At 73.2% G+C, this 15,241-nt stretch carries 15 protein-coding genes; 7 read left to right on the forward strand and 8 right to left on the reverse strand.

Annotated elements, in window-relative coordinates; genetic code table 11:
- Positions 1 to 188: 188 nt before the first annotated feature.
- Positions 189 to 1,550: a transcriptional regulator gene (locus ACFWGN_RS00795; protein ID WP_377615250.1), complete on the reverse strand. Its 1,362-nt coding sequence runs from the start codon at positions 1,548 to 1,550 to the stop codon at positions 189 to 191.
- Between the two features lie 136 nt (positions 1,551 to 1,686).
- On the opposite strand from ACFWGN_RS00795, the gene ACFWGN_RS00800 reads away from it, so the two are divergent.
- The 7 genes from ACFWGN_RS00800 to ACFWGN_RS00830 all read left to right on the forward strand — a co-directional run bounded on the left by ACFWGN_RS00800 (position 1,687) and on the right by ACFWGN_RS00830 (position 9,401).
- Positions 1,687 to 2,292, forward strand: a complete 606-nt coding sequence (locus ACFWGN_RS00800) for a TetR/AcrR family transcriptional regulator (RefSeq protein ID WP_377615251.1) — start codon at positions 1,687 to 1,689, stop codon at positions 2,290 to 2,292.
- Between the two features lie 37 nt (positions 2,293 to 2,329).
- Positions 2,330 to 3,142, forward strand: a complete 813-nt coding sequence (locus ACFWGN_RS00805; protein WP_377615252.1) for a CPBP family intramembrane glutamic endopeptidase — start codon at positions 2,330 to 2,332, stop codon at positions 3,140 to 3,142.
- 352 nt (positions 3,143 to 3,494) lie between these two features.
- The gene (locus tag ACFWGN_RS00810; RefSeq protein WP_377615253.1) at positions 3,495 to 4,871 is read left to right on the forward strand and encodes an MFS transporter; all 1,377 of its coding nucleotides are present in this window, start codon (positions 3,495 to 3,497) and stop codon (positions 4,869 to 4,871) included.
- Between the two features lie 184 nt (positions 4,872 to 5,055).
- A complete protein-coding gene (locus tag ACFWGN_RS00815) occupies positions 5,056 to 5,721 on the forward strand; it encodes a heme oxygenase (biliverdin-producing) (protein WP_377615254.1) in 666 nt (221 codons plus the stop codon).
- Between the two features lie 265 nt (positions 5,722 to 5,986).
- A complete protein-coding gene (locus ACFWGN_RS00820) occupies positions 5,987 to 7,237 on the forward strand; it encodes a hemin ABC transporter substrate-binding protein (RefSeq protein WP_377615255.1) in 1,251 nt (416 codons plus the stop codon).
- Between the two features lie 245 nt (positions 7,238 to 7,482).
- Positions 7,483 to 8,493, forward strand: a complete 1,011-nt coding sequence (locus ACFWGN_RS00825; RefSeq protein ID WP_056646481.1) for an iron ABC transporter permease — start codon at positions 7,483 to 7,485, stop codon at positions 8,491 to 8,493.
- Positions 8,490 to 9,401, forward strand: a complete 912-nt coding sequence (locus ACFWGN_RS00830; RefSeq protein ID WP_377615256.1) for a heme ABC transporter ATP-binding protein — start codon at positions 8,490 to 8,492, stop codon at positions 9,399 to 9,401. The genes ACFWGN_RS00825 and ACFWGN_RS00830 overlap by 4 nt, the downstream gene beginning before the upstream one ends.
- A 128-nt stretch (positions 9,402 to 9,529) precedes the next feature.
- Here ACFWGN_RS00830 and ACFWGN_RS00835 read toward each other — a convergent pair whose 3' ends face one another.
- The 7 genes from ACFWGN_RS00835 to ACFWGN_RS00865 all read right to left on the reverse strand — a co-directional run bounded on the left by ACFWGN_RS00835 (position 9,530) and on the right by ACFWGN_RS00865 (position 15,234).
- Entirely contained in the window at positions 9,530 to 10,327 is a 798-nt protein-coding gene (locus ACFWGN_RS00835; RefSeq protein ID WP_377615257.1) for a MerR family transcriptional regulator, read from the reverse strand.
- Between the two features lie 284 nt (positions 10,328 to 10,611).
- On the reverse strand, positions 10,612 to 11,412 hold the full coding sequence (locus ACFWGN_RS00840) for an HAD hydrolase-like protein (protein ID WP_377615258.1): 801 nt from the start codon (positions 11,410 to 11,412) through the stop codon (positions 10,612 to 10,614).
- Between the two features lie 98 nt (positions 11,413 to 11,510).
- The gene (locus tag ACFWGN_RS00845; RefSeq protein WP_377615259.1) at positions 11,511 to 11,843 is read right to left on the reverse strand and encodes a hypothetical protein; all 333 of its coding nucleotides are present in this window, start codon (positions 11,841 to 11,843) and stop codon (positions 11,511 to 11,513) included.
- Positions 11,844 to 11,896: 53 nt separating this feature from the next.
- Positions 11,897 to 12,436, reverse strand: coding sequence for a DinB family protein (locus ACFWGN_RS00850; RefSeq protein WP_377615260.1), 540 nt, complete (start codon positions 12,434 to 12,436; stop codon positions 11,897 to 11,899).
- Positions 12,437 to 12,506: 70 nt separating this feature from the next.
- Positions 12,507 to 13,118, reverse strand: a complete 612-nt coding sequence (locus ACFWGN_RS00855; RefSeq protein WP_377615450.1) for a dihydrofolate reductase family protein — start codon at positions 13,116 to 13,118, stop codon at positions 12,507 to 12,509.
- A gap of 5 nt (positions 13,119 to 13,123) precedes the next feature.
- Positions 13,124 to 14,134, reverse strand: a complete 1,011-nt coding sequence (locus ACFWGN_RS00860) for an ABC transporter permease (RefSeq protein ID WP_377615261.1) — start codon at positions 14,132 to 14,134, stop codon at positions 13,124 to 13,126.
- Positions 14,134 to 15,234 (reverse strand): ABC transporter ATP-binding protein, encoded by a 1,101-nt coding sequence (locus ACFWGN_RS00865; RefSeq protein WP_377615262.1) that lies wholly within the window; start codon positions 15,232 to 15,234, stop codon positions 14,134 to 14,136. The genes ACFWGN_RS00860 and ACFWGN_RS00865 overlap by 1 nt, the downstream gene beginning before the upstream one ends.
- Positions 15,235 to 15,241: the final 7 nt, after the last annotated feature.

Here is a 15,241-nt window from a genome sequence, read left to right on the forward strand (position 1 = left end):
TCTGCCTCCTTGCAGTGCTCCGTGCCGTGCGTGGCCTGCGTGGTGTCGGCTGCCCGCCGGCCGACGCGGTCCACGGCCCGTGGCGCACCGTTGCGCCGGGTTGGTCAGGACGCTACGGGCGCCAGGGTTGCAGGAGGGTTGCAGTCAACCTGTCAGAACGAGCGCACGCCCCGGTCGGGGCGGGTACCTCAGCCCAGCGAGCGGTCCAGCAGCGCGAGACGCGCCCGGGCCCGCGCCGCGGCGGGGCTGCCCGGCGCGGCGAGGGCGGCGAGCCGGCGCCACGCCGCGTGGTCGTCGGCGCCCTCGTCGCTCGCGAGCCAGCGGCCCACGGCCCCCGGGTCGCCCGACGCGAGGACCGCCCCGCGCACCTCGGCCGAGAGCTCGTCGCGCAGCTGCTCGACGCCCGGCGCGACCGACCGCGGCAGCACCGGCCCCGCGTACGCCGTGAGCGCCCCGTGCACGTCGCCCACCGCGAGCAGGTCACGGACGGTGTCGAGGTCCGTGCGCAGGAGCCCGCCCAGCCGGTACGGGCGCGAACCGCCCAGCAGCGGCCCCACGGCCCGCCGCAGGCGCGACACCTCGGCCCGCACCGTGACGTCCGACAGCTCGCCCGGGTGCAGCAGCACGGCCAGCTCGTCCGCACCGAGCCCCCGCGGGTGCGCCGCGAGCAGCAGGAGGATCTCGCTGTGGCGAAGGCTCAGGCGGCCCGACGGCGCAGCGTGCGTGCCGCCGTCGGGCACGGTCGCGTACGTGCCCGGGCCGGGCCACCCCGCCGCCGCTCCGGGCGCCGCCCGCAGCGTGCCCCCCGGACGTCCCAGGACGTCGAGCTGCGGGGCGCTCGCAGCCCCTGCGAGCCGACCGCCGGGCGGGACGTGCTCGGCGAGCTCGCGCTCGACCGCCGCGACCGACGCGCGCACGAGCGAGAGCACGAGACCCGACCCCGCGACGCGCCCTCCCGTGACGTCCAGGACCCCTAGGACACGGCCGGTGTGCAGGTCGCGCACGGGCACGGCCGCGCAGTTGAAGGACTGGACGGGGCGCGTGAAGTGCTCGGCACCCAGGACCTGGACCGGTCGGCCCGTCGCGAGGGCCGTCCCCGGAGCGTTGGTCCCGACGCGCTCCTCGCGCCACACCGCCCCCTCGACGAACCCGATGCGTCCCACCTGGTCGCGCACGCTCGAGCTGCCCTCGACCCACAGGAGGCGACCGGCGTCGTCGGTCAGCGCGACGACCGCGCTCTCGCCCGCGAGGCCCGCGACCAGGAGGTCGCGCACGACCGGCATGGCTCGCGCGAGCGGGTGCTGCGACCGGTAGGCGCCGAGGTCGAGGTCGGTGATGGACGTGTCCGGCTGGGGCGAGTCGGGGTCGACGCCGCTGCGGGCGCTGCGGCGCCACGACTCGGCCACGAGGGGACGGATGCCGGGCGGGAGCGCGCCCGTGCTGAGGAAGGCCTCACGGGCTGCGCGGACGGACGCAGGCCGGGGCGGCATGTGGGGGCTGCCGTCTGCGTCGGGGCCGTCGGGGCGGGCGGGTGCACGATGGTCGGTCATGATCGCCTTCCTCCGACGTCCTTGTCGGGTCGATCCGGGGCTGCTGCCAGTGTAGGCAGCCGGATCGCGAGGCGGGCTCAGGAGCCGCAGGATCCTGCGAATTAGCATTCTGACAGCAAGTGCCTATGATGTCAGCATGCCGAAGATCATCGGCGGTTCGCTCCACGAGCACCGCGCACAGACCCGTCAGAAGCTCTTCGCGGCGCTCTCGAACCTCATGATGGACCGCGGTTTCGACGCGATCTCGCTCGCGGACATCGCCGCCGCGGCGGGCGTGGGACGCACCGCGGTGTACAACCACTTCCCCGACAAGGAGTCGCTGCTCCTGGGGTTCATCACGCACGAGACCGAGCAGTACGTCGGCACCCTCGAGCGCGCGCTGGAGGGCGTCGACGACCCGGTCGAGCAGCTCCGCACCTACATCCGTCAGCAGGCGCAGCTCAAGCGGGTCTTCCACCTGGCCCCCGGGCCGGACCTGCGCACCGTGCTCTCGCGCGGCACACAGCAGCGCCTGCGCGAGCACGCCGTGATCGTCGAGGACACGTTGCGTCGCATCCTGACCGCGGGCATCGAGTGCGGCGAGTTCCCCGAGCAGGACCTCAGCACCACGGTCCAGCTCGTCAACGCGTGCCTCTCGGGCCGCCTCATCCCCGAGGACCCCGCCCAGCGCGAGCGCGCGATCGAGGCCACCGAGGCGTTCGTCCTGCGGGCCGTCGGGACGCAGGAGCTCGTGGCCGGTTGAGATTGACACCCCGCGCGACGGGCTGCGAGCCTGCGGCGTGACCTCGACCGCCCCAGCACCTCGCGCCTTCCTCGTCCCGACCCTCACGTTCGTCGTGCTGACGGTCGTCGCGTCGGGCGCGCTGCTCCTCCTCCAGCCGGTCTCGGGGATCGACCCGGGCGTGCTCCCGCTGGTCCAGCTCGCTCCCGCGGTCGGGGCCGGGCTCACGTTCGCGATCTTCCGGGGGCGCCTCGCGCCTCTGCTGCCGGGCGCAGTCCCTCGGCGCCAGGTCGTCGCCCACCTCGTCCTGGCGTTCGCGGCGTGCCTGCTCTACTGGGGCGTGCTCGTCGTGACGCTCCTGGTGCAGGGCGAACCCCTCGCAGGGGTGCACGCGACCGCGGGCGTGCCGTTCGTGCTGCTGCTCCTCACCTACCTCGTGGGTGCGGCCGGCGAGGAGATCGGGTGGCGCGGCATGCTCCAGCCGCTGCTCGAGAACCGGTTCTCGCTCCTGGTCGCGAGCGTCGTGACGGGCCTCGTGTGGGGCGTGTGGCACGTGCAGATCTTCACCGCGGGGCCCGTCGTGATCGTGGGCTTCCTGCTCGCGACCGTGGCCCTGTCGGTGCTCGTGGGGCACTTCGGGCGCGGCACCGTGGGGCAGCGCGTCGCGCTCGCGACCCTCGTGCACTGGCTCGTGAACGTCGCCCTGCTGCTCACCCTCGGGGACCGGCACTCGACCCCCGAGGGAACCGTCGCGAACGCGATCGCCGCGCTCGTGACCACGGCCGTGTTCATGGCCATGTTCGCCGCGGCCCAGCGCAAGCGCGGCAAGAGCGCGCTCGTGGCGCGCCGGACGCAGGACGTCGCGGCGTAGGACGTCCCCGCGGAGCGGTCCTGCGCGCCTGGCGCAGACGTCTGGCGCACCCGGGGCGGGAGCCGCCGCCGGCCTCTCACGTGGTGCGGGTGCTCTTCCCGGCCCGCTTTCGTCCTGCTGCGCCGGCACCCGCCGACGTCTCTCGCCGTCGGGCCTCTCCCCCAGGGGTGTGTTTCTGCGGAGCCGCAACAATTGTTGCGACTCCGTGGAAAACGGACCCTCCCGGAGCCGCCGGGATCCGCTGCCGGGCCGCGGCTCGGACAAGACCGCACCCGACGGCACGGCCCAGGCTCCGCCGTCGGGCCGGTGACCTCCGCGCACAGCCCTGCGGCAGGGAGCCTAGAGTTCTCCGGTGCCCCCCGCAGAACCCCCACCCCCCGCTGACGCTGCCCGGAGGCCGTCCGGGCAGCCTGACGAACCCGCGCGCCGCGGGCTCGGCCGGTCCTTCACCAACGTCTTCACCGCGAACATCAGCTCGAGCCTGGCCGACGGGATCGCGCGCGTCGCCGCGCCCCTCCTCGCGGCCCGCCTCACGGACGACCCGTTGCTCATCGCGGGCATCGCGGCCGTCGCGATGCTGCCGTGGCTGTTCTTCGCGATCCCGTCCGGGGTGCTGCTCGACCGGATCGACCGTCGCCACGCCATGGCGATCGCGAACGGCACCCGGACCCTCCTCGCGGTCGCGCTCCTCACGCTCTTCGCGACCGACACCCTGACCATCTGGTGGCTGTACGCGGTGATCTTCGCGTACGGCGCGCTCGAGACCCTCTACGACGGCGCGATCCGGGCCGTCGTCCCCGCGATCGTGCGCCGCGCGGACCTGCCGCGTGCCAACTCCCGCATCGAGGCGGGCGAGCTCGTCGTCCAGAACTTCCTCGCGGTGCCCGTGACGTCGGCGCTGTTCGCGGTCGCGGTCGTGATCCCGCTGGGCATCGGCGCCCTGTCCTACGCGGTCGCGGGGGTGCTCGCGTTCTTCCTGCCCGCCGCCGCGGCCGGCGCCCACCGCGTGCGCCGACGCCGGGTCGACGACGCGCCCACCGCCGCCGCGGGCGCACCGCACGACGACGCCGGGACGCCCGCGCTCCCGTCCGTCCGTGCGACGTTCGCGCACCAGCTCACCGACGGCTTCCGCTTCATCATGAGCCACCCGATGCTGCGGCCCCTGTGGTTCCTCAGCATCCTGATCGCGCTGTTCTTCTCGGCGGCGATCGCGACGGACGTGCTGTTCGTGCTCGAGCGCCTCGACGTGCCCGAGCAGTGGTTCGGGGTGTTCATGCTCTCGGGCGCCGTCGGGGGCATCGTCGGCGCCGTGGTCGTGAGCCCGCTCAAGGTCCGGTTCGGCGCCGGGCCCGTCATGGCCGCGGCGAACTTCGTGGGGCCGGTCGCGCTCGTCGTCATGGGATTCTTCCCGACGATCCCGGTCGCGGTCGTGTGCTTCGCGGTGTCGTTCGGGTCGACGTCGGTGTGGAACGTCCTGGTCATGTCGCTGCGCCAGGCCGCGATCCCGGGCCACCTGCTGGGGCGCGTGCACGGGACGTGGCGCACGCTGCTCTGGGGCACCATGCCGCTGGGCTCGTTGCTGGGCGGCCTGCTCGCCCGGATCGACCTGACGACACCGCTGCTCGTCGCGGGCGGGCTCACGGTCGTGGTGGCCGCGGTCGGGTACCGGTTCCTGCACGGCCTGCCCAACCCCGAGGACGTCGCGGAGCACGCCCTGCCCACGAGGTGACACCACGCCCCCAGGACCAGTCCGTGAGATCTCCCCCACAGAGCATAGGTAAACCTCACCTCACTGTTGTATCGTTCCTGACGCGACGTCATGACGATGTGTCACCACACCGTGGACCCTGCGCCGAACCCCGGCGCACGTGCCGACGTCGTGCACGTGACACGACGAACCGCAGGAGCCCCTCGTGACCGCTGAGACCCTTCCCGCCACCGACGCCGCACCCGCGACCCTGTCGCTGCGCCTGCGCGAGGGCACCCGCCCCGAGCACGAGCAGGCCGAGACCACGGGCTTCGTCGAGAAGCTCATGGGGGGCGAGCTCGACGTCGCCGCCTACACGGACCTCGCCGCGCAGCAGTTCGCGATCTACGGTGCGCTCGAGCAGGCCAGCGCCCAGATCCGCGACGACGCCCAGGGCGCGACCCTCGTGTTCGACGAGCTGACCCGCACCCCCTCGATCGAGAAGGACCTCGCGTTCCTCGTCGGGCCCGACTGGGCCACCGAGATCCGCATCCTGCCCGCGACCGAGGCGTACGTGGCCCGGCTGCTCGAGGTCGGCACGTCGCTCCCCGCCTACGCGGCGCACGCCTACACGCGCTACCTGGGCGACCTGTCGGGCGGCCAGATCATCAAGCGCATGATGGAGCGCCACTACGGGCTCGGCCCCGACGGCCTCGCGTTCTACACGTTCGACGAGATCCCCAAGGCCAAGCCGTTCAAGGACGTCTACCGCGAGCGCCTCGACTCCCTGGACCTCACGGACGAGCAGCTCGCCGAGACGGTCGAGGAGGCCAAGCGCGCGTTCCGCCTCAACAGCGCGCTGTTCGCGGAGCTCGGCGCGGTCCACTGCTGACCGTGCGGTGAGAATGCGGTCGACGTGCGTCGACCCTGCGGTGGGCGTCGAGATTCTCCGGATTCTCGGCGCCCACCGCATGTTCGGCACCACGAGCCGGCCGCGCTCGACCACCGGCAGCACCTCCGGGACCGCCGGGAGCGTCTCCAAGATCACAGAAGATCCCGTGGACCGGCATCCCTGCCGAGGCCCTGCATAGGTTAGCCTCAACTTACCCGGAGCCGCCTTCTCGCAGGGGCGGCCGATCCCTGCTGGAGCCCTTGTGATGTCGCACCCTGCCCGCGTCCCGTCCCCCGAGCGTCCGCGCGGCCCGCTGTCGCGCGGCCTGCGCCGATCGTCGTTCGCGGGCGTCGCCACGCTCGCCGCGGTGCTGCTCGCGGCAGGATGCGCCCCGCTCCCGTACGAGCCGGAGGGCCCGACGCCGGCGCCCGCCTCGAGCGGGTCGGCCACCCCGGACGCCCCCACCGAGGCCGTCGCCCTGGACGCCTGCGCGGCCCTCGAGACGGGCGAGCGCCCCACCGTGGACCCCGCGACGTTCCCGACCGGCCCGACGACGGCGACGTTCGCCGACAACGTGATCGACCCGATCGTCTCGGCACCGACCCCGACGCTGCCCGTGACCGTGCAGTCGTTCGACGGCCGCGAGGTCACCGTGACCGACGCCTCGCGCATCATCGCGGTGGACCTGTACGGCACGCTCGGCGAGATCGTCTACAGCCTGGGCCTGGGCGCGAACGTGGTGGGCCGCGACCTGCCCACGGGCTTCCCCGAGGCCGCCGACGTCCCCGTCGTGACCGGCGCGGGCCACGCCCTCAACATCGAGACCATCCTCGGCCTGAACCCGAGCGTCATCCTGACCGACGCCACGCTCCTCACCGACACCGCACGCTCGCAGCTCGAGTCCTCGGGCATCCCGGTCGTGTACTTCGACGAGGCCCGCACGCTCGACGGGATCGACGACCGCATCACCGCGGTCGCGACCACGCTCGGTGTCCCCGACGCCGGGGCGGCGCTCGTCGAGCGCACCGACCAGCAGATCTGTGCGGCACTCGCCGGGGTCCCCGCGGACACGGGCAACCCGCTCGTCGCGTTCCTGTACCTGCGCGGGTCGAACATCAAGATGCTGTTCGGGCCCGGCTCGGGCGCCGACGACCTGATCCGCGAGATCGGCGGCACGGACGCGGGCACCGCGATCGGGCTCACGCAGCAGTACGCGCCCGTCACGAGCGAGGCCATCATCTCGGCGGCCCCGGCCGCCTACCTCGTCATGACCGACGGCCTCGAGTCGAGCGGCGGTCTCGACGCCATGATGGCCATCCCTGGCCTCGCGCAGACCCCGGCAGGCCAGGGCCAGCGCGTGATCGACATGGACGGCAGCCGCCTGCTGACGTTCGGCCCCCGCACGGGCGAGACCATCGCGTCGCTCGTCGAGGCGTTCTACGGAGTCCCGGCGCCGGACGTCAGCGCGGTCGGCTCGGCCGACACCGCGGCGGCCGCAGGGTCGACCGCCCCGTGACGCCGACCTCCCGCCCCGCCGGCCCGACGACGGCACCCACGACCTCCGGCTCCCTCACCACCGCGCAGCGCACGACCGCCCCGCGCACCGCGGACGGGACGACCACGGGCAGCGGCGAGCCGGGCTCCCCGGCGCGCGGCGCCGTCGGGCCGGACCCCTCGTCCCGCGGCACCGCGAACCATGAGAAGCCCACCCCCGCGCTCCCCGCCGTCGGGCGCGGGCGACGACGGGCAGCGACCTGGCTCATGATCGGCCTCGGCGTCGCGCTGCTCGTCCTCACCGTGCTCTCGGGCATGACCGGGCAGGTGCCCGTGTCGCCCGCCGAGGTCCTCGGCTCGCTCATGCACCACATGGGCCTCGACATCGGGCCCATGCCCTCGCACCCGCAGGGCGAGAACACTCTCTGGGTCGTGCGCTTCCCGCGCGTCGTCCTGGCGATCCTGGTCGGGGCTGCGCTTGCCTGCTCGGGCGCGCTCATGCAGGGCGTGTTCGGCAACCCGCTCGCCGAGCCCGGCGTGATCGGCGTCTCCGCCGGCGCGGCCGTGGGCGCGTGCGCGGTCATCGTCACCGCCGGCTCGCTCGTCTCGGGGACCTGGGTCGCCGCGGCCGCCTTCCTGGGCGGACTGATCACGACGTTCGTCGTCTACGCCCTCTCGCGGTCCGGCGGACGCACCGAGGTCGTGACGCTCGTGCTCACGGGTATCGCGGTCAACGCGTTCGCGGGCGGGCTGCTCGCGTTCTTCACGTTCGTCGCCGACCCGGCCGCGCGCGAGCAGATCGTGTTCTGGCAGCTCGGCTCGCTCGGCGGGGCCACGTGGGGATCGGTCGCGGTGGTCGCGCCCATCGCGATCGTCGGCGTGGTCGGCGCGATGCTGCTGCGCCGCCAGCTCGACCTCCTGTCGCTGGGCGAGCGCGCCGCGCAGCACCTGGGCGTCGACGTCGAGCGCCTGCGACAGATCGTGATCGTGCTCGTCGCGCTGCTCGTCTCGGCCGGGGTCGCGTTCACCGGGATCATCGCGTTCGTCGGGCTCGTGGTGCCGCACCTGGTCCGCATGGTCTGCGGGCCGAGCCACCGCTGGCTCATCCCCGCGTCGGCGCTCGGCGGGGCCGTGGTCCTGCTGCTCGCGGACCTCGTCTCGCGCACCGCGGTCGCGAACGTCGAGCTGCCGCTCGGCATGATCACCTCGCTCGTGGGCGGGCCGTTCTTCTTCTACCTGCTGCGCCGCACGCGCTCTCGCCAGGGAGGTTGGGCATGAGCCGCGGGACCTCAGGGATCGTGGAGCTCGAGTCGCGCCACGAGGGCAGCAGCTTCTGGTCGTCGCTCCGGACCGCGGTCACAGGGCGACGGCGCACGTCGCGCCTGCCGGGCGCTCCCGAGCCCGGCACGGTCGTGACCGAGGCGCGCGGGGCGACGCTCTCGCTCGACGGGACCCCCGTGCTGCGCGACGTGTCGGTCGCGGTGCGGGCCGGCGAGGTCCGGGCGCTGCTCGGGCCGAACGGCGCGGGCAAGTCGTCGCTGCTCGGTGCGCTCACGGGCGACCTGCCGCTCGACGGCGGGTCCGTCCTGGTCGACGGCGCCCCGCTCGGGTCGTGGACCGCGACCGAGCTCGCGATGCGCCGGGCCGTGCTCATGCAGCAGATCCACCTCAGCTTCCCGTTCACGTCGCTCGACGTCGTGCAGATGGGCCGCGCACCCTGGCGCGGGACGCCCCTCGAGGAGACCGACGACGAGGTGGTCGCCGACTCGCTCGCCGCGACCGACGTGTCCCACCTCGCCGACCGGCACTTCCCGTCGCTGTCCGGGGGCGAGAAGGCGCGCGTCGCGCTCGCGCGCGTCCTGGCCCAGCGGACCGGGCTGCTCATGCTCGACGAGCCGACCGCCGCGCTCGACCTCAAGCACCAGGAGCTCGTGCTGCAGATCGCGCGCCGCCACGCGGCGGCCGGGGGTGCCGTGGTCGTCGTCGTGCACGACCTGGGGCTCGCGTCGGCCTACGCCGACCAGGTCACGCTCATGGCTCGCGGCCGCGTGGTCGCCGACGGGGCACCCGCCGAGGTGCTGACGGCCGAGCGGCTGAGCGAGGTGTACGACTACCCGGTCGAGGTCGTCGAGCACCCGGGTGGCGGGGCGCCGATCATCCTGCCGGCACGGGCTCTGAGCCATTGACGACCCTGCTCGCCGAGGTAGAACGTGCTGCGCGAGGTAGAGCTCGTCGCGTTCTACCTCGCGCAGCACGTTCTACCTCGGCCCCACGTCGTGGCGGGTGTGGCAGGGAGGCCGGTGCGGCCGGTGACCTACAGGTTCCGGTCCGCGTACACAGCGAGCGCGTCCCGCACGAACGTGGCCCCCTCGACGCCGCCGTAGCTCGCAGCGAACCGCTCGTCGGCCACGTACATCTCCCCGAGCCCGACGACGTACTCCCTGACCGGCGCCGAGCCGTGCCCCGGGGTGCCCGGGATCCCGCTCAGCCACTCGACGTGCCTGCGCGCGATCGCCTGCGCCTCGTCTCCGTCGGGCGCGACGCCTGCCGCAGCGGCGGCCGCCCAGTCGGCGGCCAGCTGCCGGGTCCGGTCCTGGTACGCCGCCTTGTCCTGCGCGGACAGCCCGCGCCACCAGGCGTCGCCCGTCCGGTAGGCCTCGGCACCCCACCGCTCGGTGACCTCTGCCTCGTGCTTCGTGTGGTCGAACCCGTCGAACATGTCGTCCGCCATGAGTCGCCCACCTCCTTCCATGGTCGTGATCGTGCGCTCGACCGACGCGATCTGTCGTGTCAGCCGCTGCTGCTCGGACCGCAGGGCGTCCAGATGGGTCCGCAGGGCCCCCGCCTGCACGGCCAGGCTCGCCTCACCATCCCGATCCAGGATCTCGGCGACGGCCGGGAGGCCCACGCCGAGGTCCCGCAGGAGGAGGATCCGCTGGAGGCGGACGAGCGCGGGCCCGTCGTAGTACCGGTAGCCGTTGTGCCCGACCCTGCTGGGCACGAGCAGCCCGATCGCGTCGTAGTGGCGCAGCGTGCGGCTCGTGGTCCCGGCGAGGCGGGCGATCTCCTGGATCGACCAGTCGGTAGCGGTATGCGGTGCGTTGGCGGTCATGCGCTCCTCCTTCCTGGACGGTCGGGCCCACGACGACGCGCGCCGTCGTGGGCTGCGGGTTCTGCAGGCCTCGGGTGAGGCAGCACGATCGACCCTAGAAGTTGACGCTACGTCAAGGTCAACCCTGTGTCTGCGGACTTGTTGTCGGAAGTGCACGCGGGATGCGCCGGTGCACTCCTGCGGCTGGTCCTTGCCCCTCGGCGGGGTCCGCTCGTCACGCCCTTCGATCCGACTCTCGCGACTCCCGTGGTTCTCGCGGCCTCGCTCTTCACCGCCCGACGGCGTCACTCGCCCCGCAGCGCCCGCGCCAGCTCGTCGGCGCTCGCCACGACCGCGAGCGCGCCCGCGTCCTCGAGCTCCCCCGGCCCGGCGTACCCCCACGAGACGCCGAGGCAGCCGATGCCGTGCGCAGCGGCACCCAGCACGTCGTGCTCGCGGTCGCCGACCATGACGATCTCCTCGCGCGGCGGCATGCCGTCGGGAACGGACCCGACACGCCCCGCTCCCGGAGCTTCCTCGCTCTCCGAGGCTGCCGAGGCTGCCGAGGCTGCCGAGGCCGCCTCGTCCACCGGGGCCACCGAAGCCGTGCCCGCCACGCCGTCGGACGCTGCCAGCGACGCGAGCGCGTGCTCGATCACGTCCGCCTTGGAGCCGCGCGATCCGTCGAGGGTCGCGCCGTAGACCCCCTCGACCAGGTCGTCGATCCCGAAGTGTGCGGTGATGCGGCGCGCGTAGACCTCGGGCTTGGAGGTGGCGACCGCGAGCCGGACGCCCGCGGCGCGCGCCGCCGTCAGGCACTCCAGGATCCCCGGGTAGAGCGAGTTGTCCAGCATGGCTCCGGCCGCGTAGACCTCGCGGTACGCCGCGAGGGCCTCCGGGACCCGGTCCACGGGGACCCCGTGCAGCGCGAACGTCTCGTGGAGCGGAGGGCCGACGAAGCGCCGCAGGGTCTCGTCGGTCGGTGGCTCGATCCCCAGGGTCGCGTAGGCGTGCCGGACCGAGGAGAGGATGCCGGGGGCCGAGTCGGTCAGCGTCCCGTCGAGGTCGAGGAGGGCCAGTCGATAGGGAGGGTTCGCGGTGGTCACGTGATCGATTCTGCCGTGCACCATGGACGCACGGCCGCCGAGGTAGAGCCCTCCCGTCGAGACAGAGGTTCTGGGCCCTCTACCTCGACGCCGGCCCTCTATCTCGGTGTCGAGGTCGGGTCAGACCCGGTACCGACGTCACCGCCCCGCCGACGCGCGACCGCCCACCCCGCGACGAAGCCGAGCACCAGGAGCCCTGCCCCCAGCGCGACGAACCCGAGGACCTGGGACCACGGGCGGGAGGGGTAGAACGTCTCCCCCGACAGCGGTGCGTACGCGAACCACCCGAACGAGGCAGCACCGTAGGAGCGCGACGCGAGCCACACCCCGACGCCGACGAGCAGCACCCCGGCGACGAACCCGAGCACCTCGCCTCGACCCAGCCCGCGGGCAGGCGTTCGTGCGGGTTCGGGGACGGAGGGAGTGGTCATGCCGGACATCCTGGCGCGGCCGCCGGGAGGCCGCAACGGCCCGCGCCGGGCACCTACTCCCCGGCGCTGCCGTCGATCGCCTCGCGGATCAGGTCGGCGTGCCCGTTGTGCCGCGAGTACTCCTCGATCATGTGGATCAGGATCCACCGCAGGTCCCAGCGGTCGCCGTCACGGGCCGCCCGCACCGAGCGGGCGTCGAGCCCGGCGCCCTCCGGGTCCGCCAGGGTCTGCGCCACGACCGCGTCCGAGGCATCGATCGCCCGGTCGAGAAGCCCCCAGAGCTCGGTCGCGGTCTCACCGGCGGCGCTGTGCCAGTCCCAGTCCGCGTCGGCGTCCCAGTCGACGGTGTCGAAGGGCGGCAGCGCCGGGCCATCCTGGAAGATCTCCGTGAACCAGTACGACTCGACGAACGCAAGGTGCTTGAGCATCCCACCCAGGGTCATGGTCGACGGGCCATGCTTCTGGTCGAGCTGCGTGGCGTCGAGGTCAGCCGTCTTCCAGCGCAGCGTCTCGCGGTGAAACGTGAGGAAGCCGCGGAGGAGAGTCAGCTCGTCTCCCGAGCGTGGCGGATCCGTGCGCGGGTCGGTGATCATGTGACACGACCCTAGCCGGACCTGCGTGTCAGCCATGACCGGTCCACGCACGGTCACGTCGGTCAAGCACTCATCCCTCCCCGACGAGCCCCCGCACCACGCGGTACGACAGGTGCGTCACCAGGTGGTTGCTGCTCACTGGCCCGGGCTCGACCCGCAGGTCGCCCAGGCCCTCGAACAACCGCTCGCCCGCCCCCAGGAGCACGGGCGCGACATGGAGCCCGAACTCGTCGACGAGGCCCGCCGCGAGGTAGGCCCGCATGGTCGAGGCGCCACCCGCGATCCCGACGTGCCCGTCGCGGGAGGCGGCGAGCGCCTGCGACAACGCGGACTCGATCCCGTCCGTGACGAAGAAGAACGTCGTGCCGCCCTGCATGACGAGGGGTTCGCGCGGATGGTGCGTGAGCACGAACACGGGCGCGTGGTACGGCGGATCCTCGCCCCACCATCCCCTCCAGGACTCGTCCCACGGCCCGCGACCGGGCGCGAACATGTTGCGCCCCATGACGAACGCGGTGGGGGCGGCGATGGACTCGAGCGCGGCCGTGTTGGCCTCGGGCTCCTCGAACATCCACCGGTGCAGCTCCTCGCCGCCCTCGCCGAGGGGGTTCTCGAGGGACTGGTGCGGTCCCGCGACGTACCCGTCGAGGGACAGCCCGACGTCGAACGTCACCCTGCCCACGGCGCTCACACCGACTTCCGGGTCCGGCGGATGCCGACGAACAGCCCCACGGCGCACGTGACCGCGGCCGCGACCACGCCCCACAGGACCTCGGTGCTCGCGAACGTCCCGCCGAACAGGGCCCGCTCGGCGTCGACCATGTAGGTCAGCGGGTTGAACTTCGACGCGGTCTGCATCCACGAGGGTCCGGCCTCGAGCGGCAGCATCATGCCGGACAGGATGAGCAGCGGGAACAACAGCGACTGCTGCACGCCCCAGAACAGCCACTCGCGGCTCTTCGCGGCGAGGGCGAGCGCGCACGACAGGGCGCCGACGCCCACGCCGAACAGCCCCAGGAGCGCGAGGCCCGCAAGCGCGTGCAGCGGGTAGAACGTGAAGCCGAACGGGATGCACACGACCGCGATGAGGAGCCCCTGGACGACGAGCGGAGCGAACTCCTTGAGGGCACGACCCACGAGGATCGCCGACCGGTCGAGCGGCGTCGCGAGGACCCGCTCGTAGGAACCGGTCATCATCTCGTAGAGCAGGTTCGAGCCGGTCATGGAGGTACCGAACAGCGAGATCATGACGATCACGCCGGGCACGAACCACTGGAGCGTCGCGGCGGTCGACCCGCCGGGGCCGCCCATGCCGCCGCCCACGGCGCCGGTCAGCAGCGGTCCGAACAGGGCCAGGAAGATCAGCGGCTGGAGCAGCGAGAAGATGAGGGTGAAGGGGTCGCGCAGGACCAGGAGGATCTCGCGCGTGAACACGGCCCAGGTGTCGCCGAGGAACTTCCCGGCCCGCGAGCGCCCGACGTCGGAGCGTCGGTCGGTCTGCTCCCTCACCCCGGTCCGTGGTGCGGTCTGCGTCGAGGTCCCGCCCGTGCCGGGCGCACGGTTCGTCAGGCCCGTGCGCGCCGCCGCGCGGCCGACCTCCGGTCCGGTCCCCGGACCGGCTCCCGGACCGGCTCCCGGACCGGCTCCCGGACCGGCTCCCGCGCCGGTGCCCGTCGTCGGTTCCGTCTGCTCGTCCATCACGCCGCCTCCTCGCGCAGGCTCCGACCGGTCAGGTTGAGGAACACGTCGTCGAGGCTCGCCTGCTTGAGCCCGGCCGACCGGACCGCGAACCCTGCGACGCGCAAGGACTCGATCGCCTCGGGCAGCCGGTCGGCGCCGTGCGTCGTGGACAGGGTCACGGTGACGTCTCCCCCGGCGCCGACGGTCGCCTGCAGCCTCTGGCCGGCGGACCCGTCGGCCAGGTCGGCTCGGTCGGCCCGGTCGGGTCCGCCGGCCCGCCCCGCTCCGTCGCGCCCGACCCCTCCTCCCTCGCCCACGCTGCCCACGCCACCCAAGACCGGGGCGAGGGCGGCGCGGACGCGCGTGACGTCGTCGGGCAACTGGCCCTGGGAACCTGGCGTTCCGGCGACGACGAGCGTCACGACGTCGTCCGCGTGGTCGCGCTTGAGCGCGGCCGGCGGGGCGTCGGCGACGATCGTGCCGTGGTCGATCACGACGACACGCTCGGCCATCGAGTCGGCCTCGTCGAGGTAGTGCGTGGTGAGGACGATCGTCATGCCGTACCTCTCGCGCAACGCACCGATGTGCTCCCAGAGGTTCGCGCGGCTGTGCGGGTCGAGGCCCGTGGTGGGCTCGTCGAGGAACAGCAGGGGCGGGTGGTTCATGAGGCCGAGCGCCACGTCGAGGCGGCGGCGCTGCCCGCCCGACAGGCTCTGGACCGTGCGCTTGCCGAGGCCGTCGAGCTCGAGGGCGGCAAGGAGGTCCGCGGCGCGGCGCTGGTACTCGGCGGCGGGCAGACCGTAGAAGCGGCCCTGGTTGTGGAGCTCGTCCGCGACCCGGTAGGAGAACCCTCCCCCGTTGCCCTGGCCGATGTAGCCGATGCGCGACCGGACCTCGGCGGGCTGGGTGCGGATGTCGAAGCCCGCGACCTGGGCGCGGCCCGCAGTGGGTTCGAGGAGGCTCGTGAGCATGCGCAGGGTCGTGGACTTTCCGGCGCCGTTGGGGCCGAGGAACGCGACGAGCTCGCCCTCGCGGACGTCGACGTCGATGCCCTTGACCGCCTCGACCACTTCCTTCTTGCGATGGAACGTCTTGGTCAGCCCTTCGGTATGGATCATGGCTCAC

It is taken from the genome of Oerskovia sp. NPDC060338 (assembly GCF_042726295.1).
In the GTDB taxonomy this organism is placed as follows: Bacteria; Actinomycetota; Actinomycetes; order Actinomycetales; family Cellulomonadaceae; genus Oerskovia; species Oerskovia merdavium.